The organism is Piscibacillus salipiscarius, assembly GCF_042685285.1.
GTDB lineage: Bacteria > Bacillota > Bacilli > Bacillales > Alkalibacillaceae > Piscibacillus > Piscibacillus salipiscarius.
This window is the reverse complement of sequence record NZ_JBHUMZ010000009.1, coordinates 18,871-37,528: the sequence shown is the minus strand read 5'-3', so window position 1 is coordinate 37,528 and position 18,658 is coordinate 18,871. Positions and strand designations below refer to the sequence as shown.

General features: G+C 40.6%; 15 protein-coding genes and 1 riboswitch. Of the genes, 13 read left to right on the top strand and 2 right to left on the bottom strand.

The annotated features are described in order from the left end of the window. Positions 1 to 335: 335 nt before the first annotated feature. A complete protein-coding gene (locus ACFSW4_RS02060) occupies positions 336 to 605 on the top strand; it encodes a hypothetical protein (RefSeq protein ID WP_054754857.1) in 270 nt (89 codons plus the stop codon). 44 nt (positions 606 to 649) lie between these two features. Here ACFSW4_RS02060 and ACFSW4_RS02055 read toward each other — a convergent pair whose 3' ends face one another. After that, entirely contained in the window at positions 650 to 832 is a 183-nt protein-coding gene (locus tag ACFSW4_RS02055; protein ID WP_054754858.1) for a YjfB family protein, read from the bottom strand. 205 nt (positions 833 to 1,037) lie between these two features. On the opposite strand from ACFSW4_RS02055, the gene ACFSW4_RS02050 reads away from it, so the two are divergent. The 12 genes from ACFSW4_RS02050 to ACFSW4_RS01995 all read left to right on the top strand — a co-directional run bounded on the left by ACFSW4_RS02050 (position 1,038) and on the right by ACFSW4_RS01995 (position 17,439). Further along, a complete protein-coding gene (locus ACFSW4_RS02050) occupies positions 1,038 to 1,523 on the top strand; it encodes a competence protein ComK (protein WP_054754859.1) in 486 nt (161 codons plus the stop codon). Between the two features lie 437 nt (positions 1,524 to 1,960). Then, the gene (locus ACFSW4_RS02045) at positions 1,961 to 2,797 is read left to right on the top strand and encodes a TetR/AcrR family transcriptional regulator (protein WP_054754861.1); all 837 of its coding nucleotides are present in this window, start codon (positions 1,961 to 1,963) and stop codon (positions 2,795 to 2,797) included. Further along, positions 2,794 to 3,669, top strand: coding sequence for an efflux RND transporter periplasmic adaptor subunit (locus ACFSW4_RS02040; RefSeq protein ID WP_377327161.1), 876 nt, complete (start codon positions 2,794 to 2,796; stop codon positions 3,667 to 3,669). Before ACFSW4_RS02045 ends, ACFSW4_RS02040 begins: the two co-directional genes overlap by 4 nt. Then, on the top strand, positions 3,669 to 6,725 hold the full coding sequence (locus ACFSW4_RS02035; protein ID WP_377327159.1) for an efflux RND transporter permease subunit: 3,057 nt from the start codon (positions 3,669 to 3,671) through the stop codon (positions 6,723 to 6,725). Before ACFSW4_RS02040 ends, ACFSW4_RS02035 begins: the two co-directional genes overlap by 1 nt. Before the next feature lie 706 nt (positions 6,726 to 7,431). After that, positions 7,432 to 8,439, top strand: coding sequence for an NERD domain-containing protein (locus ACFSW4_RS02030; RefSeq protein WP_377327157.1), 1,008 nt, complete (start codon positions 7,432 to 7,434; stop codon positions 8,437 to 8,439). A 448-nt stretch (positions 8,440 to 8,887) separates the two neighbouring features. Continuing rightward, positions 8,888 to 8,972: riboswitch (cyclic di-GMP riboswitch) on the top strand. A 111-nt stretch (positions 8,973 to 9,083) separates the two neighbouring features. After that, positions 9,084 to 11,156: a YncE family protein gene (locus ACFSW4_RS02025; RefSeq protein ID WP_377327155.1), complete on the top strand. Its 2,073-nt coding sequence runs from the start codon at positions 9,084 to 9,086 to the stop codon at positions 11,154 to 11,156. After that, complete coding sequence (locus ACFSW4_RS02020; RefSeq protein WP_377327153.1) at positions 11,153 to 11,488, top strand: hypothetical protein; 336 nt, start codon at positions 11,153 to 11,155, stop codon at positions 11,486 to 11,488. Before ACFSW4_RS02025 ends, ACFSW4_RS02020 begins: the two co-directional genes overlap by 4 nt. After that, complete coding sequence (locus ACFSW4_RS02015; protein WP_377327151.1) at positions 11,448 to 12,734, top strand: hypothetical protein; 1,287 nt, start codon at positions 11,448 to 11,450, stop codon at positions 12,732 to 12,734. The genes ACFSW4_RS02020 and ACFSW4_RS02015 overlap by 41 nt, the downstream gene beginning before the upstream one ends. 55 nt (positions 12,735 to 12,789) lie before the next feature. Beyond that, on the top strand, positions 12,790 to 13,077 hold the full coding sequence (locus ACFSW4_RS02010; protein WP_377327149.1) for a hypothetical protein: 288 nt from the start codon (positions 12,790 to 12,792) through the stop codon (positions 13,075 to 13,077). A 425-nt stretch (positions 13,078 to 13,502) separates the two neighbouring features. After that, positions 13,503 to 15,890 (top strand): M14 family metallopeptidase, encoded by a 2,388-nt coding sequence (locus ACFSW4_RS02005; RefSeq protein ID WP_377327147.1) that lies wholly within the window; start codon positions 13,503 to 13,505, stop codon positions 15,888 to 15,890. 121 nt (positions 15,891 to 16,011) lie between these two features. Continuing rightward, entirely contained in the window at positions 16,012 to 16,194 is a 183-nt protein-coding gene (locus ACFSW4_RS02000) for a Spo0E family sporulation regulatory protein-aspartic acid phosphatase (RefSeq protein WP_377327145.1), read from the top strand. A 291-nt stretch (positions 16,195 to 16,485) separates the two neighbouring features. Beyond that, positions 16,486 to 17,439, top strand: coding sequence for an LCP family glycopolymer transferase (locus ACFSW4_RS01995; protein WP_377327143.1), 954 nt, complete (start codon positions 16,486 to 16,488; stop codon positions 17,437 to 17,439). Positions 17,440 to 17,460: 21 nt separating this feature from the next. On the opposite strand, the gene ACFSW4_RS01990 is transcribed toward ACFSW4_RS01995, so the two are convergent. Continuing rightward, positions 17,461 to 18,624 (bottom strand): CDP-glycerol glycerophosphotransferase family protein, encoded by a 1,164-nt coding sequence (locus ACFSW4_RS01990; RefSeq protein WP_377327141.1) that lies wholly within the window; start codon positions 18,622 to 18,624, stop codon positions 17,461 to 17,463. Positions 18,625 to 18,658: the final 34 nt, after the last annotated feature.

The following is an 18,658-nucleotide window of genomic DNA, read 5'->3' as shown; positions in this document are numbered from 1 at the left end:
GCTAAACAGCACGCAATCAGAGGCTCAATGTCAAGTTGCGATGGTTGATCATCTCATCAAAAAAATTTTGAGTAATTGTGTCCACTTTCTTTACAGAACACCAGAACTGTTCGCATCCGGGGAAACATTGTCCGTATCCTGAGGAGAACTGCCCGCGTTTCGTGAAGAATTGTCCGCGTCATGAGGAAAACTGTCCGTTGTGCACATTTCAACAATAGAATTCTCATTTAATATAAGACTTTTGAAGCATTCCAAAAAAATTTTCCAAATCCATGATAAAAGTTAAAAATATGGTAACACTATTCCTGAGAAATACAACATAGGAGGTACAAAATATGAAATTACTTAAATTACTAATGGCAGGGATTTTAGTATTAGGTACACTAGGAGCTTGTGCCACTGAAGAACAAGAACCAGATCAGGAGCAGCCAGATGATGGTGGCGGCGACACTGGTGAAGAGAACGGTGACATGGGCGGCGAAAATGGTGACAATGGTGGTATGGGTGAAAATAACGGAGAGAATGGCGACATGGGTAATGAAGAAGACGACATGATGCAAGATGACATGGACGACCCTGAGAATAATAAAGAAGAAGATCAATAAAAAACAGAAGCTTTCGCTCAAGTGGCGAAAGCTTCTTTCTTTAACTAAGCCTTAACATCCAAGCTATTACCTAAATTCGGGTGCGGGACTTGTGAAGATTGCATAAGCATTTGTAACCCCTCTGATTGAACCTCCATCTGTTCCTTAGCCTTACTCATCATCTGCACACCCACTTGTTGTTGCAGCTTAGCTTGACTCATGACTACTGATGCCGCTGCGACATCCATGCACATCACCTCACTTGAGTCTTTCCTCTAATATCGACATAATTTCTAAATGTTTAACAAAACAGGACTATATAACTAGAACAATAAGATAAAAGTTCCTTTATAGAACCAAATTTTTAAGAAAAAATATTCAAATAATTATAAAATATTGTAAAATAATGTACGTATAGGAAAAATGTGATTCTAATACAAAGGAGGAGTTGTCATGGTAACGATTGAAAAGGTAGACCACTATTTTATAAACAATCATACGATGGTTATTTCACCTCATTATGATCCCATTTATCAGAGTAAAATAATAGAAGTCAACAGAACGATCCTCTCAAGACAAACACCGATACAAATCATTGACTCTTCCTGCATCGCACGAGGCGGGGCTACTCTGGACGGTCGAAAAAAAGCCATCGAATTTGTCACGAAGAAGAAAGTCATGATTCCAATACCCGTAGAACCTAGCAAAGGCATCATCTTAATTCCAACGATGAAAGTGCGCCACCCTGACTGCACATGGATTGCCTACTGTCACGTTAAGGATAGCGTGCCAATAGCAGGTAAAAAGGACGAGTGCAATGTCTTGCTATCGAACAACCAGACCTACAATGTCGACATCCCACCATCACGAATGCACAATCAGGTCATGCTAGCCGCCCACGTTTTCGGCTACTTTCTTAAAGATCGCTTCATCTCATAAAACACCTAACCCCAAACTTTTACTCGTAAAAGAGCGGGGAGGTGTTTTTTGCTTTAAAAGTAAGTATTTAAACTGAAATTGTTTATATGCTGCGCGGAACTGTTCGTATACTCTGTGAAACTGTTCGTATTAGAAGCTGAAGTGTACGCATTCTCTGTGAAATTGTTCGTATTCCTAGGTGAATTGTCCATATTTGAAGCCGAAGCGTCCGCATCTGGAAAGAAACTGTTCGTATTTTTGGTAGAACTGTTCACATTTGAACCCAAAGTGTCCGCATTTCCCTTAATACTGATCGCATTGACTTAGGATTTGTTCATAAACCACGTTCACAACATCTTCACATTTATCTATCCTTTTTTGGTTGTATCTGCCATAAATCTTAAGTATATTAGAAAGTGACTGACTGGTCATTCTACGAGAAAAGAGGAGTCATTTTAATGAATGAAAAGAAGAAGCGAATCATTCAGGGAAGCATTGAGCTTTTTGCGAAAAAGGGCTTCCATACGACGTCGGTTCAGGAGATTGCGGACCAGGCGGGCGTTGCGAAAGGTTCGTTTTATAATTATTTTGAGTCAAAAGAAGAGCTGATTGTCTCCATCTATGACTACTACTATGCGACGATATTGGAAAGAATGAAAGAAGCACAGCAGGAGTCAGATTCGAGAGAGGCACTCATGAAACAGCTCCAGATTTACTTCGATTTTATTATAGAAAATAAGCCGCTCATCGTGATGCTTTTAAGAGATCAGGTGCCGCTTGGCCGCGATGCGGAGTCGTTTATCATTCAAACGCGCCAGCAAAATTTTAACTGGGCGAAGAACAATATCCTTTCGATTTATGGTGATTCCATCAAGCCTTACGAAAATGATGTGGCCGTCCTGTTAGAGGGAATGATCAACAGTTACACGAACTGGCTGGTCGTTGATGAAAGGACGATTGACCGCGCCGCACTGCCAAGGTTCATTGTTGGAAGGCTAGACGATATGTGCCAAGGCCTTATCAAAGAACAGAGTAGCCAGCCGATTCAAAGATTACCACAAGTGTTTGAAGAGCGCGCCTTATCGCTTACAAAAATAAGACAGAAAATACATAGCGTCGTGAAAGACGATTCGAATAAAGCCCTTGAAGCGCTGGACGTCATCGAACAGGAGCTGCAAAAAGACACGCCGCAGCACATTATTATCGAGTCGATGCTCGAACACCTGAGGAAATTCAGCGCCATAAGTGAGGAAGTTTTATCATTAGAAAAAACATTGGAGAGTGAAATACGATGAAGAGAACGATGATACTTATGTTGATTGCAATCATCAGCTTATTAGTTGCTTGTAATGATGAACCGGAAGAGGAAGAAACAGAAGCAGTTGCAACACCAGTTGAAGTTGACAAAGTCACACAAGACGATTTTTCAGAAACGAGAACATTTGCGGCACGCACGATGCCGAGCGACCAAATGCCTGTCGTTTCACAAATTGCAGGTGAAGTCGATGAGCTCCACGTTGAGCTAGGTGACACGGTTGAAGAAGGCGACGTCTTAGCAGAAATCGTGAATCCGCAGTACGGTCGCCGCGATTTAGAAGCGCCAATGGACGGTCAAATCCAGAAGCTTAACATGGCAGAGGGACGTATGGTGACAAGTGAAAATCCAGCAGCAGTTGTCGCAGCAATTGATCCATTAAACCTAACGTTTAACGTGCCTGCAGGTGAAGTAAAAAACTTCTCTGATGACGATGAGATTAAGTTCATGATTTCACAACTTGAAAAAGAAGGCAAAGCAACAATAACGAATGTTGCAGAAACAGCGGGTGAAACTGGTACATTTGAGGTTCAAGCTGAAATTGATAACATAAAACAAAATATTTTAGCCGGAGTTTCCGCTGAAGTTTTACTAGAAAAAATTATCGCTGAAAATGTGTTGATTGTTCCAACTGAAGCGGTAGTAGACCGCGGTGAAGATCGTGTGGTGTTTGTCGCCAAAGAAGGCAAAGCAACGCAAGTAGCGGTTGAGGTCATCGGTATGCAGTCTAAACAAACGGCGGTTAAGCCTAAAGAAGAAGGTGCCTTAAGTGAAGGTGACCAAATCGTTGTTCGCGGACAGCTGACGTTATCAGATGGCCAAGATATTTCGATTAACGAGGAGGCTGAATAATGCGCCTCGTTAATTCATCCATAAAAAGACCAGTCGGGGTGACGATGATTGTACTTGCGATTCTAGCACTCGGCTTCGTGTCATTCCGAAATTTATCCGTCGATTTATATCCAGATATTGACCTGCCAATTGCGGTTGTGGCAACGAACTACGATGGCGCCGCACCGCAGGAGGTTGAAGAACTCGTCACAAAACCGATTGAATCATCGGTCGCAACGATTGAAGGGGTCGACACGATCCAGGCGCAATCACAGCCTGGGAATTCACTCGTCGTCCTCATGTTTTCAACCGACACGAATTTAGATAACGCTCTATTAAACGTACGGGAAAAAGTCGATCAAGTAAAAGGCTTTCTCCCAGACAGTGCAGGTGAACCGAACGTCCTGCGCTTTGACCCGCAGCAAATGCCAGTTATGTGGGTCGGCTTAACGGGTGACGATAAAGCGACCTTGCAAGATTATGCCGAAAACGAGATCCAGCCTCTTTTTGAACGGCAAAAAGGCGTCGGCTCTGTCGGCACCGAAGGCGGAGTCACCGAAGAAGTTCGTGTTGTGCTTGATCAGCAACGTCTGAACCAATACGGACTCTCGTCCCAGCAAGTTATGCAGGCAATCCAAGGCTCGAACCGGTCTGCATCCGCAGGGGTCATCTCACGCGGAACTCAAGAACTTCAAATCCGAATTTTAGGTGAATATGAATCACTTGAAGATATTCGCGAAACAAAAATTCAAACACCGCAAAACGCAATGATCAATCTAGGTGACGTTGCAACGGTCGAGCGTGGCGTGACCGATCCGTCCGGCCATTCGCTCGTTAACGGAAAAGAAGCCGTGGTCATGAACATTTTGAAAAAGACAGACGGTAATACTGTTGCCGTGTCTGATGCGATTCGCGGAAAGTTAGATGAAGCACGTGCTAACTTGCCTGAAGGCGTTGAACTGAACGTTGTCTTTGATACAGCTGATTTCATCCGTATGTCGATTGATTCCGTTGTGCAAAACTTATTACTCGGTGCCGTGTTTGCGGTGTTAGTGCTACTATTATTCTTAAAAAGTTTCCGCGCAACACTGGTCATCAGTTTATCGATTCCAATTGCGGTGATCACGACCTTTACGCTGATGTACTTTACGGGTGAGACCGTCAACATCTTAACCATGGGTGGACTCGCGCTCGGAATCGGGATGATGGTAGACAGCGCCATCGTCATACTCGAGCACATCGTGACGTACCGGGAGCGCGGTTATTCAATGAAAGAAGCGGCTAAATTAGGCGCATCCGAAATCGCCCCAGCCGTGATTGCGTCAACGACTACGACCTTAGTGGTCTTTCTGCCGATTATATTCGTTGAAGGCATCGCATCTGAGATTTTTACACCACTAGCATTAACGGTCGCGTTCTCGCTCATCGCATCACTCGCAGCATCCTTAACGATTATCCCGATGCTGTCATCTAAGATGCTGAAAAAGTTAAGCAAAGGAAATGGCCGCCGTTACTGGTTCGACCGCTTACTTGGAAAAATTATTAACTTTTACCAAGGCATTTTAAAGCGCGCCTTGAAATTTAGAAAAACAAGTGTGATTGCGACGATTGTTGTGATTGCGGCAAGTTTAGCGCTCATTCCAAAACTTGGCCTTGCGTTCATACCTGAAGCGGACCAAGGACAAATTGAAATCTCGGTTGAAACACCATCAGGTACGAACTTAGAGTCCACGATGGATGTCGTAGACCAAGTGAATGAAATTATGTCCAAAGATGAAGAGTTAATCGAATCAAGTTTTACAACGGTCGGAAGCTCAGGCGGACAAATGGGCATGGGCTCAACGACAAATAGTGCATCTTACATGATCCAGTTAGTGCCGAAAGATGACCGTGCCGAGTCCACCCAAGAAGTCATGAAAAAATGGGACTCACAAATCCAGGACATTGCCGGAGCTGACATTAATGTGAACGTCCTAGGAGCATCCGTCAGTGCTGGTGATCCTGTTCAAGTCGAACTAACAGGACCTGACCATGACGTGCTCCAGCAGCTCGCAGACCAAGTGGTGACTTTGATTAACGACATCGATGGCGTTCACAACCCGAGTTCATCAGCAAGCGAAGGCCGGCCAGAGATGCAGATTGTCGTGGATGAGAGTGTTGCCTCGCAGTACGGCATGACGCGCTCTCAGGTGATGGGCCAAATTTCATCGAAACTAAACGGCCAGGTCGCAACCCAGTTTAGACAAGAAGGCAATGAGCTTGACGTGCGCGTGCTGCTTCCAAAAGAAGAGCGCGATTCATTAGAAGAAATCCGTGACTTGAAAATTGCAACGCCACAAGGAGAGCAGCTTAGACTAGAGACGCTTGCAACCATCGAGCAAGTCGAAGGACCAGCATCGCTAACTAGACAGAACCAGCAGCGCCGCGTGGTCGTCTCAGCAGGACTTGTCGGAAGCGACCTAGGAACTGTGACATCAGCCATTGACGAACGCCTTAGCGGACTTGAATTCCCAGAAGGCTATGGATACAATATCGGGGGGCAAGCCGAAGACATGCAAGAAGCATTTGGAGACCTAGCATTAGCCCTAGTGTTCTCAATCTTCCTAGTCTACGCCGTCATGGCCGTGCAGTTCGAAAACTTCCTGCACCCGTTTATCATCATGTTCTCATTACCAACGATGATCATTGGGGTTATTCTCGGACTGTTCGTGACTGGACTGCCGCTATCGATTCCGGCCTTTATAGGGGTGATCATGCTCGCCGGAATTGTCGTGAACAATGCCATCGTCCTCGTTGATTACATCAACATCTTAAGGCGAAAAGGCATTGAACGATTCGAAGCCATTATCGAAGCCGGCGCCAACCGTCTGCGCCCGATTCTGATGACATCACTCACGACGATATTAGGTATGATCCCGCTGTCAATCGGACTCGGAGAAGGCGGCGAAGCCCAACAACCACTCGCCGTGGTTATCATATTCGGGCTACTATTCTCGATGATCCTAACACTGGTGATTATCCCAGTCGTCTATACGTTGTTCGACGACCTAGCAGCGAAATTTACTAAGCGCAGTTAAATATGGAAACCTCCCGCCGCGGCGGGAGGTTTTTGTATTATAAAGGGAAAGTGTGCGCATCTGGGTGAAGTTTGTTTGTATCTGCGGGAGAAGTGTTCGCATCCGGGCGGAGTTTGTCCGTATCTCGGGGAGAAGTGTTCGCGTCCGGGCGAAGTTTGTTTGTATCTCGAGGAGAAGCTTTCGCGTCCTATCGGAGTTTGTCCGCATTTCGGAGTGAAGTGTTCACGTCCGGGTGGAGTTTGTCCGTATCTCGGGGAGAAGTGTTCGCGTCCGGGCGAAGTTTGTTTGTATCTCGAGGAGGAGTGTTCGCATCCGAGCGAAGTTTATCCGTATTTCGGAGTGAAGTGTTCGCATCCGGGTGGAGTTTGTTTGTATTTCAGATAAAATCATCCGCATTCAATAGGAATTCAAAAAAATTAAGAAAATACATTTTTATAAAAATTAAATTTTCATCTTAGGAATCGTCTTGTTAGGTCAAATATCTACTAGAAAATTGAGTTTTTATATTAGAGAAAACCTAATTTTCTATACCTTGTGTCAGACAATTCCAGGTAGTATAACTAAGGTGTCAAGGTTAGTTGAAGGTTCGAGGATTCCATCAAAAATAACAAAACTCGTGTCTATGGAGTGTGAACAACCTGGCTCCGGGGAAGGCTAGGTACTTCTCTAATCTTGACAACTCCCTCTTAGAAAGAAGGCAAATCTGTTGTACGCGAATGATCAGCCGACCCCGATTAAATTATTCAAACAACTAGCAACGAGACGTAACTTAATCCCGAACCATCAAATTCAAACTCATTTAGATGAAGATATTGCAAAGTCAAGCTCAGGTTATTATGGTGAACTATCGATTGATTTTCATTTAAAATATATTTTGGAGAAGATCCCGAAGTTAAGTAACCTTCGAATGAAGTCGGAATTTATTCACTTTGAAATCGATACCCTCCTATTCTGCGTGAAGTTTTTACTCCTGTTACAAGTCAAGAATCTAGCAGGCGAAGTAACAATCGATCACCGAACTGGAATCATGAATCAAAAAGTGAGAAATGATGAAGTCGGCTACCAAGATCCGATTCTTCAGGTCGAAAAACACGCTAGACTTCTTACGAAATGGCTAAAAAGTAGAGGATATGATATCCCAATAGAAACATTAGTCGTCTTCACAAACAAAAATGTCATGATTCAACAAGGACCAATCCCATTAGATCCTAGAATTGTATCAGGCTACAAGCTTAGCCATGCTTATTATGATCTCAAAACGAAATATAAAGATAAACCTGACATTCAGAACAGGTTAAAGCTATATAGAGATCTCCAGCGTCACAATGAAATGTATGATATGAATCTATTAAAGGAATTGAATCTATCTAAAAAGGACTTTATCCCGGGTGCTTTTTGTAACTATTGTCATACAAAATCAATGCAGTATCGCAGGAACGGTTTCGAGTGTAATAATTGTAAGTACAAAAGCCAAACCGTGTTAGAGGAGTTTTTAAAAGATTACTATTTAATCTTTGGTCATGAGATCACTTCAGATACCCTAAGCGAATGGTTGAAAATTGATTTAGTCACCTCTAGAAGACTATTAGCAAAGCAAAACTTTAGAACTAAAGGACGAAAACCCAAAACACACATTCTGAATTATGACTATCGAACTGATTTTAATTATTTAATAGAGTATAATAAAAGCTTATATTTAAGTAAAATAAGGTAGGCTCCCGGTTTTGCTGGGAGCCTTTTATATTGATTTTAGAAGGGAGCTTTTGCGCTTGGGCGCAAAAGCATCAGACTTAGATCCTATTTTTGAGGAATATGTCTGTATCAAGCAGTAAACTGTCCGCATTTCTGAGAGAAGTGTTCGTATCCGGGGATCAACTGTCCGTATCTAGTGATTAATTGTCCGTATTTTGGCTTGGATTGTCCGTATCTGAGAGTGTTGTGTTCGCATTTCAGCAAAAACTGTTCACATCAAGAGTAAAACTGTTCGCATCGCGCTTTAGATCTGAAGGTATGGCGCGAAAGTAATGCAAATCAACTACAAAAATTGTCTAAAAACATAAAATTTTGTTTAAATTAACTTAAACTATAGGAAAAAATGCCGATATAAGTTTTGGTAAGGTTAATTTCATGAACCGTTTTACCTATTAATTATAAAAAAGCTCCTTCGATAATAGCAAACCCATTGAAAGGTGGGGGCGCAAAGCCGCGGGTCTAAGGTTAATGAACTAAGACAGCCGGGTTGCCGAAAAGGATTGGATTATTCATAGTCTACCAATCTTTTTTGGTGGGCTTTTTTTATGTGAAATTTATTAAAAAAGGAGGACCGTCAACAATCAAATAAATTAGGGGGGAATTAAATTGAAATTTAGGACTATAGCCTTAATAGGCGCAATTATTATTAGTTTATTAGCTTTTAGCAATTCTAGTATCGCATCCGAAGACCAAATCAATTTAGAGAGCAATCTTGTTAATTGGACAATGGATGATGCGAACCAGGTTACTTATGCACTTACATCTGAAGGGAAATTACATAAAATCACTCATAGTTCACTAGCAATAAGCAAGACCACAACAGTAGGTACAAACCCTGCTGACCTTTATTTGTTTAATAACAAAATCTACGTTTCACTACCTAATACAAACAGCATAAAAGTGATCGATACCACAACGATGGAAACCACTAATACGATCACAACGAAATTAGAGCCTTACCATATTGCTGTTAATTCTACTCAACTCTTTTACTCAGACAACCATGAAATCTATGAAAAAAGTTTAGAAGATGGGACCGAAGCGGATGTCGTCATTCAAGGTGATACTTGGACGCCATTTAGCGAGCCTGACTTATATCTCGACAAAGAAACAAAAGTCTTATATGCAGCTGAACACGGTACATCAGGTTCTAGTCTTAAAGCTTTCTCAACTGAAGACTATTCATTATTTAGTCGAACGACTTATGGTGGGAGTTACGGTTTTCCATTTCCTAAAGGTAACTTCACCGTGGATGGAAACGATGTTTTTTATGCAGGGCATAAATTTAATAAAAACGACCTAGCGGAGATTCACGGTTTTTATACGAATGAATTCAGCAAAAGTAATTTAACAGGATCGAGACTTGCCAATATTATTGGCGCGGACGATCACTATGTCTATTCACAAGAAAGTGTCTTTGATCGTAATACATTCCGAATAGTTGGTACAATGCCGAGTAACATCACGCATGTTTTATCAGACGGACAACTGAGGCTCATGTACGATTCACAGAATAAAACGATCTTTAATAACCAGGACAATTATGCGGACCAAACTGCACAAACACAATTTAACAACAACAAACTAAGCCTAAACCAGCCAATAGACAAGTGGGTTTTTGACGAGCCAAATCAAAAAATCTACGCGATTTCCACAAGTGAGAATCAGCTATTAGTTATCAACGCTGGGACCATGGAAGTCATAGAAAGTAGATTTGTTGGATCTGCTCCGACAGATATAGAATTACTCAATAATAAGCTGTACATCGCACTAGCTGGAAGCACTAAAATTGCAACGACGAGCACCGCCCAGGGGTCAGCCGTTAATTACATCACGACCTTACAAAATCCATACGACCTCACAACAGATGGAACGAAAATCAATTATGCAACGTTAGATCAACACGTCACTCTATACCATATTGACCTTCAAACTAACACGGAACAAGCTTTAGAATTCTATGATACGAATAAGAATACGTACTATGAACCAGCCATTCATCTAGATTCTAGTAATAATTATTTATATGTAGGTGAATCAGGGTCTACAGGTTCAGATTTACTTGTGTTAAATCCTGAAACAGGTGAACACATCTCTGTATATGAATTTAGTTTTAGCCTACCAGAACGAGCTATTTTAATGGAAAATAACGATCTCTACTATGCTGGTCATAGATTTGATAAAACGAACATCACAAATAGTAAAGTCCAACTCTTTGAAAACAGAGACAAGCTCATTGCTATTTCAGATTCGTATATCTTCAGCGATCGAAAAATCTACAACAAAGAAACGAACCAGCCTATTTTCGAGTACCCAAGTGACATGACAGTTAATAGCGCTGCTGCTGATTCAAGCGGTAACATTTATCTATCAACTTCAGAAAATAACGCCATCTATAAATTTAAATCATTAGATGAATTACAAAATCGGATTGTTCAAAAACTCGCATTTACTCAGCACGATAATGGCTCATATGAATTCACATGGGATCAAGTGACTGGAGATGGTTACAAAATCTATGCTAAACATGAAGAGCTAGATAAATTTACATCAATAACAGACGCACCAGTAATAGCGCAAAATCTAAAAGTTACAAATGCTCAACTAAAACAATGGCTCGGCCGAGATGTATCATTTGAGTTAAAGCTCAATTCGGTAACGAAGAATCGGTGTCGATGAATACCATTCAGCATACATTTGAGGTCCCAACGCCTGTGATTACAGATTATGGATTAAAAGAAACACCTGAGAATTTAAGTGAATATGGCGCGGAAGCGTTTTTGTTACGATTTGAGCAAGAGAAACTTATGGATGGCTTTAATGTCTATGCTTATTCGGAAGATCAAGAGGTAAATCAGAAGTTCGAGGTAGAAGAATTAACTCAGCCTGAGTTGTGGTTTGCGGAAGAGACCTATAACAAATGGGCTGGCAAAACAATGAATTTTGAAATCACCTATGTGGTTAATGGTCATGAATCTACAAAGTTCCGAAACAGTGTCACATACGTTTGAAGAAATTGAGGAAGATCCAGAAGAAGAAGGACCTATTGACCTCAAAGTGCCTAAAATAACGTTCCTCGGCTTCGAGGCGACTCCAGAAGAATTAAAAGACTACGGTGATATGTTCTTTGTATTACGATTTAATTTAGATGCCAAGGCAGAAGGCTATAAAATTTACGCCTATTCAGAAGATGGAGAAGTAGAATATTCACATAGATCTGACTATAGAGTCTCAAGAATTTCCTTTTTAGAAAAATTATATAACCGATGGGATGGAAAGTTGATGCACTTCCAAGTTTCCCAAATCATTGACGGTGTTGAATCAGAAAAATCAAAAGTGTCAACTTTCAATTTTGGAAAAGAAGTCGACCCAGAAGATGATACGAATGATAACTCAAGCGATTCAGATCAAGATGAAACAAAAAATAACTCTGACGATTCAGATACAACAGAAGAAGATGATACTAACCAGACAGATGATCGCACATCAAACAATAATAATTCAGAGACCGATGAAGATGAAACTAATCAAACCCCGGAAATAGTGACAGTTAAAGTTTCTAAAGTAAATGACACACATATTGTCACAGACGAAGCATTCGAGAATGTGGGAAGCGGAGATGAGATTAATATTGATCTTAAAGATGATGAAGAGGCGGATTCGAGTGTGTCCTTAACAAAGGAACAAATTGAGTATTTAAAAGAAAATGGAAACAAAATATCTGTTGAACGCGTCACGACTAGAATTACGATCCCGTCATCTATTTTTGAAGGCAATGAGAATGACACCGTCGTTCATGTTAATCGCTTAGAAAACGTCTTTGATGCCTTAAGTGACGTTTATGATTACACGATTAGTCAAGGCGATTCTACGATTAGTGAATTTAGTGAACCTGTTACAATAAGTTTTACAGTCGACCCTGAAAAAGTTCAAAACCCAGATAACGTCAAGGTTTATTACTACAATGAAGAACGAGAAGAATGGGAGTTAATCGGCGGAACATATGAGGATGGCGTTGTAACAGCTGAGACAAACCACTTTAGTACTTATGCTGTATTTGAAAAAGAAGACCCATCTGATGAAGAAACAACCTCTGACTCATCTGAAGAAGATAGTCCAGAAGAGAACGAAGTAGCAGCAAGCGAACCTGATCAAGTTAGCAACAATTCATCATCAAGTGTTATTTGGTGGATGGTGTTTGGATTAGTTATTGTGGGCGCTGCATTCATAGTAGTACGAAAAAAATTAAGAAACTAACATCTAAGAAAACAGCTCCTTAATAGGGGCTGTTTTCAATAAAAGGAGAGTTATAATGAACGAAGTTGAAGTTAAAAAGATCGGTTTAAAAAGTGTATTTAAAGTGACGTTATACCTATTAGCATTACCACTATCTATCATGATTATCATAGGCTTAGTTGCAACTGTTATTGGAATATCAGGAGGAAACACTGAACTCATTGCAGTATTCGGCCCAATGATTATCTCACCATTTTTCTTCATATTATTTTATGGCTTACTAAGCATGGTGATCGTGGCAGTATATAATCTCTTAGCTAAAAAATTTGGTGGTTTAAAAATTGAAGTAAATACTGACCAGTAACTTAGGGGGGCTTAAGCCCTTCTAAGTTTTTATTAGGCAAGGTCGTAAAAACTTCAATGGAGTGATCGTATCCGACTGTGAATTGTTTGTATTTCGAAAAGAAGTGTTCGTATCTCGTGATAAAGTGTCCGTATTTTCGCCTGAATTGTTCGTATCTTTATTAGTTGTGTTTGCATTTCAGCCGAGTTTGTCCGCATCGTGAGTAAGACTGTCCGCATTTTGCAGATTCTGTCCGGCTCTGTCGTATTAAGCATCTGTTAGACTCATAACTCTTTGACACCCTTCCCCAAATTAACCAAGCCAATATCCCTATTCTCGTCAATCTCTGTCGAACCTCCTCGAAATATTGAGCCTCATTATCTACAGAAAATTCCGACAAAATACATTAAGATAGAATTAATCTTTCATGGAGGTGGTAGGAATTGGTGAAAGCTAAACATGTGAAATGGTTGTTGATTGCATCTACCGTAGGACTAGCTATTGGTACAATTTATGCAAACACCAGCGAGAATCCATCGGTCTCGGCGGATTTGGAGGACAGGCCGGTGGAGATGATGAGCGAACCATCTCAGATTGTACAGTTAGAAGTGCCGAATGAAGAGGCGCTCGATCAGCTTCAAAGGTTAGGAATTGACTTAACGCACCGAGCAGAAATGAAGGATGGGAACTTTGAAGTTGATGCTGTTGTGACAGATTCAGATATTGATAGACTGTCGCAATATGGAATCACGGTCAAAGACACGCTCATGACGAGTGACATTTGGCAAGAGCGTGTGGATGAGCGCGCGCAGGCTTTAGAGGAGAAAAACCAAATCGAAGCAGAAGACGAGGAGCTTCAATTCTTGCGTGCCAATCACTTCACGAATCAATCAGAAACGTTTCTATATTTAGAAGTAAAATCTAGCGCGGGCGAGCTTTCGAGTACTAGCTTAACGGCTGACTGGGAAGGCAATGGTGACCCGATTACGTTAGAACGAAAATCGGATTTTGGTGAGTATCTTTACCATTACCTCTCCATACCAATTGATGATGTACCTGAACAAATCACGGTTACGAGTAACTTAGGTAATGACGTTACAGCTGAAGTGACCGAATGGTTAGGTGATGACAAGCCAGGGAATCCGAAAAAGCACTATGCTAAAGAGTTCATCGATCACTACATGGACCCGCATGAACTGAACGAGCGAATGGAACAGCTTGCAGAAGAATTCCCAGACCTCGTTGAAATCGTTGAAATGCCGAACGAGACTAATGGTTATAGGCGCCATGCTCAGGCAACACTAGGATCCACAGCAAACGCCGCTGTTGTCGTCACATCAGAAGCTTGGGGCCATGAAGGCGGAAACGACCTTTCTATTGAACTATTAGCAGATGAAAATTCTACTGATCTTGAAGTAGCCGTAAACGATAATCAAATCACGGTGAACCTTGAGACCGATGAAAACGGAGAAGTCGTGAGTACGGCGCAAGACGTTATTGAAGCTCTTAACGCTGAAGCGGGTGACGTCATCACTGCATCGACATATCGCGGCTACCCAGGCTCCGCACCAGTTGAGCCAGCATCAGCAGACTTAACAGACGGTCTTAGCGCACCAGATCACATTTCACGCGAGCCGCAAACCGTGAAAGTACTCAGAATTGGTAAGCATCGTGACGGTTCAAAGCCAGGTGTACTTGGATATGCACAAGAGCACGCACGTGAATGGGTGACACCACTTGTGACCATCGAAACAGCTGAACGCCTGCTTCGTAACTACGCCCATGATGGTGACACGAAGAAACTAGTTAATAACTTAGACATTTTCTTAATCCCAACAATGAACCCAGACGGCGCGACTTACAGCTTTTACGATTACAACTGGCAGCGTAAAAATATGACGAACCACTGCCCAGAGGAGTTAAGCGACTTTGGAGCTCGCGATTACTGGGGTGTGGATCTAAACCGTAACCACTCGATTGGGTCTGTGCATGACGGTTACGTCGGTGCATCGACCAACTGTACGAGTGCGGTTTACGCAGGTCCAGAAGAACATTCTGAGCCTGAGTCACAAAACTTAGTCTGGCTAGCAGATGAATTTGAAAATATTGATTTCGCGATGAACATTCATAGCTACGGAGGCTACTTCATGTGGTCACCAGGAGCTTATGATGAAAACCGAGAGCCATTACCAAGACCAACAGCTGGAGAAGAAGCCTTCTACTGGTCAGCATCTAATCATATTTTAAACAAAATTCAAGACCACAGAGGTACTGTTATTCTGCCAAGCCGAACGGGTCCAATCCCAGATGTACTTTACTCAGCAGGCGGAAACTCAGCAGACTATTTATGGTATGAAAAAGGTATTTATGCTTGGAACTTCGAGGTTGGCGCAGACCTTTGGAACGAAGACGAAGAGCGCTGGGAACGTGTTGGATTCCAGCCGCCTTATGAAGAAGGCCACGAAGAAGCGATGGAGTTTGCGAATGGCTTAATTGGACTTTTTGAAGTCGCGTATCAGCATTCAAAGGATCATCAGCCACCAAAATCTGAAATCAACCCTGGTAAAGGTAATTATGACAACCCAGTTGAAGTCGGATTCGAAACGAGCGAACCTGCAACCGTTTATTATACATTAGACGGCAGCCGCCCAACATTCGAATCTGAAGTTTTACAACTTGGTGGAACACGCGAACCAGCCGAAACCCTAACGGTCGATGAAACCACCACAATCAAATGGTTCTCCGTCGACCCAGCTGGTAATATCGAGAAGAATTACAACCCACTTGGCAGCAGCCAAAACTATAATCAAGCAACAATCAATATACAAGAATAATCCCCCAATTATTCGGGCCCTGCAGTCGTTGCAGGGCCTTTTGATTAATCAAAGATAGTACAAATGTTTCATAATAATGAAGCGGGGATATAGTATATTATCCCCACAAGATATGATTGAGGTGTTTGTTATACGATTAGACAGGGAGCAACAGATCTATCAACAGATCACAAACTTACGCGCTAGGATGGTTGAAGAGGGCATGGCCAATGGATTAGACCATCCTCTCACCATTCAATTAAGTCAGGAACTGGACCTACTACTGGAGCAGTATCGGAACTTAAAAGAGAACCAAGGCAAATAACAACATCCTCATCACTCCCAACAAGTTTTTAGATATCTTGTGGGGGTTTTTTTATTTAACTGAAACATTTTTCAGTTAAATACGTCTAATTATTATAGGTATAAAATTACCAGTTATTGTTGAAATAACAATAACTGGTTGCCTCCCCCTAAAAAATTTAGCTAATAAAACAAAATGACAATTATATTATTCTCATTGTATTTTAATGTTATTCTAATTCTATAACTCATGAATTTGATATATAATAGATAAAGAGACTTAGGAAATTTTGACGAATGAAAGGATATTTTTATGACAACGCGTAAAGAGATAAGAAAACAAAGAAAGTTAAATAAAAAGAAAGTATTTTTTACAATTTTAGGTGTATTATTAATCGGTCTTATTGCTTATGGCATTTATTTATATAATCAATTAAATGAAACGGTTGAGACAATGTATACACCACTTGAATCAGATAGTGAAAAGCAGGAAGAAGTAGAAAAACGTCTTAACAAAAATGATACAATCAATGTTTTATTATTAGGCGTAGATGAACGTCCAAACCAAAAAGGACGTTCAGATACGATGATTTTATTATCGCTAAATCCTGATACTGAAAAAATGTTAATGTTTAATATTCCTCGTGATACGTATGTGAATATTCCAGGTAGGGGCGGGGATAAAATTAACCACGCCTACGCTTTTGGTGGATCAGAATTAGCTGTTCAAACAGTAGAAGACTTCTTAGATACAACGGTTCACTTTTATGGACGTATTAATATGGAAGGCTTAGTAGATGCTGTAGATGCCGTTGGCGGAGTAACCGTTAATAACAATTTGGCCTTTAGTCATGGAGGGCATGACTTCCCTACAGGCGAAATTACGTTAAATGGGGAAGAGGCACTTATTTACTCAAGAATGAGAAAACAAGACCCTGATGGTGACTTAGGTCGTAACGATCGTCAGCAACAAATTATCGATGCGTTAATTGATAAAGGTATGTCGTTTGAATCCTTTACAAGAGTGGGTGATATTTTAGACACCTTAGGATCGAATGTCCAAACGAATGTAAAAATGGATACAATGAAAGATTTATTTTTCGATTACCGTGGAACGATTAGTGAAAAAGAAAAAGCAAAAATTAGTGGTGAAGGATTCTGGGGTGATGGAGAAATAGGAGATGAAGACATTTGGTATTATGGAGTCTCAGACCAGGAACAACAGCGCATTCAAACGTTACTAGAAGAACACATGAATGAGAAGTAATAAAAAGCTAGCGGCCTTCCGCTAGCTTTTTTCATTATATATTCTTTTAATAAGCTTTGTACTTGAATTACCATGATTAAATTGATTCCATTCATTAGAGAATTGTTTAATGACACCCATATCAAATTGATGTTTTAAAATAATGTCGATTAGCTCGCTCGTTGTTGTCGCAATTGGGCCAGGCATGGATGTCTCATAATCCTCCCAAAAACCTCTTGTCTTTCGATACTCCTCTAAATCATAAGGGTAGAAAATCATTGGCTTGTTTAACAAACTATACTCAAAAGGAATTGAAGAGTAGTCCGTTATAAGATAATCAGAAACGAATAGTAAATGATTGATTTCAGGATAATCGGATACATCTATAATAAAATCTGGATAATTATTATTATACTTTTTTAAGATGGCAGGATGCAGCCGTAATAAAAGAATATAATCGTCTTTAAGCTCCTGATATAACTGATTAATATTTAGTTTAATCGAGTGTTGCTTTAGTTGTGAATCTCTAAATGTCGGTGCATATAGAATAATCTTTTTGTCATCAGGTAGATTAAAATAGTCTTTAACCTGTTGAGTCGAACTATTTTTAGTTTTTCGGTCGTAAAATATATCCGTTCTAGGAATCCCAGTTCTAATAAAGGATTCGTCATTCACATCAAACGCTTCTTTAAAAATCCCTTCCATCTTCTCAGAACCAACAGCAACGTAATGAAACCGCTGATATACTTTCTTAAATCTTTTATAGGCGTTCTCAGACCTAAATTGTATAGATGGATCTTCTAGACCGAATTTTTTAACAGCCCCATTCGCATGCCAGAGCTGAATACACCTCACCTGATCGCGAAAGTTAGTAGCCGATAAAAAACCAAAATAATTATCAATAAAAATGACTTTACTAGTAGCTAAATGGTAAATGCCACTAATGAAGCTAAAAGGTCTTTGTAGTAAATGGAATGTTCTAATAACAGTTCTATCATTATTTTCAATATTGTTCTTAAGTCCATTTTGGTTTAAAATAACAGTCTTGTGTTCTGTTAGTTCAATAACCTTCTGCCATGTATAATAAATATTATCTCCGAAAGACGATACAAATGTCGTCTTTTCTCTTAATGGCAATAAATTAAAAATAAAAAACCAGAATTTGATATTTATAAGGTATAAAAATACCAATAGCTCTCTAAACATTTTGCACCTTTTCTTTAACATGATTTAGTTTAAA

Coding starts and splice junctions, on each gene's coding strand:
- ACFSW4_RS02010 (WP_377327149.1), top strand. CDS start 12,790: ATGAACGAAGTTGAAGTTAAAAAGATCGGTTTAAAAAGTGTATTTAAA.
- ACFSW4_RS02055 (WP_054754858.1), bottom strand. CDS start 832: ATGGATGTCGCAGCGGCATCAGTAGTCATGAGTCAAGCTAAGCTGCAA.
- ACFSW4_RS02050 (WP_054754859.1), top strand. CDS start 1,038: ATGGTAACGATTGAAAAGGTAGACCACTATTTTATAAACAATCATACG.
- ACFSW4_RS02020 (WP_377327153.1), top strand. CDS start 11,153: ATGAATACCATTCAGCATACATTTGAGGTCCCAACGCCTGTGATTACA.
- ACFSW4_RS01995 (WP_377327143.1), top strand. CDS start 16,486: ATGACAACGCGTAAAGAGATAAGAAAACAAAGAAAGTTAAATAAAAAG.
- ACFSW4_RS02045 (WP_054754861.1), top strand. CDS start 1,961: ATGAATGAAAAGAAGAAGCGAATCATTCAGGGAAGCATTGAGCTTTTT.
- ACFSW4_RS02035 (WP_377327159.1), top strand. CDS start 3,669: ATGCGCCTCGTTAATTCATCCATAAAAAGACCAGTCGGGGTGACGATG.
- ACFSW4_RS02060 (WP_054754857.1), top strand. CDS start 336: ATGAAATTACTTAAATTACTAATGGCAGGGATTTTAGTATTAGGTACA.
- ACFSW4_RS02040 (WP_377327161.1), top strand. CDS start 2,794: ATGAAGAGAACGATGATACTTATGTTGATTGCAATCATCAGCTTATTA.
- ACFSW4_RS02015 (WP_377327151.1), top strand. CDS start 11,448: ATGAATCTACAAAGTTCCGAAACAGTGTCACATACGTTTGAAGAAATT.
- ACFSW4_RS01990 (WP_377327141.1), bottom strand. CDS start 18,624: ATGTTTAGAGAGCTATTGGTATTTTTATACCTTATAAATATCAAATTC.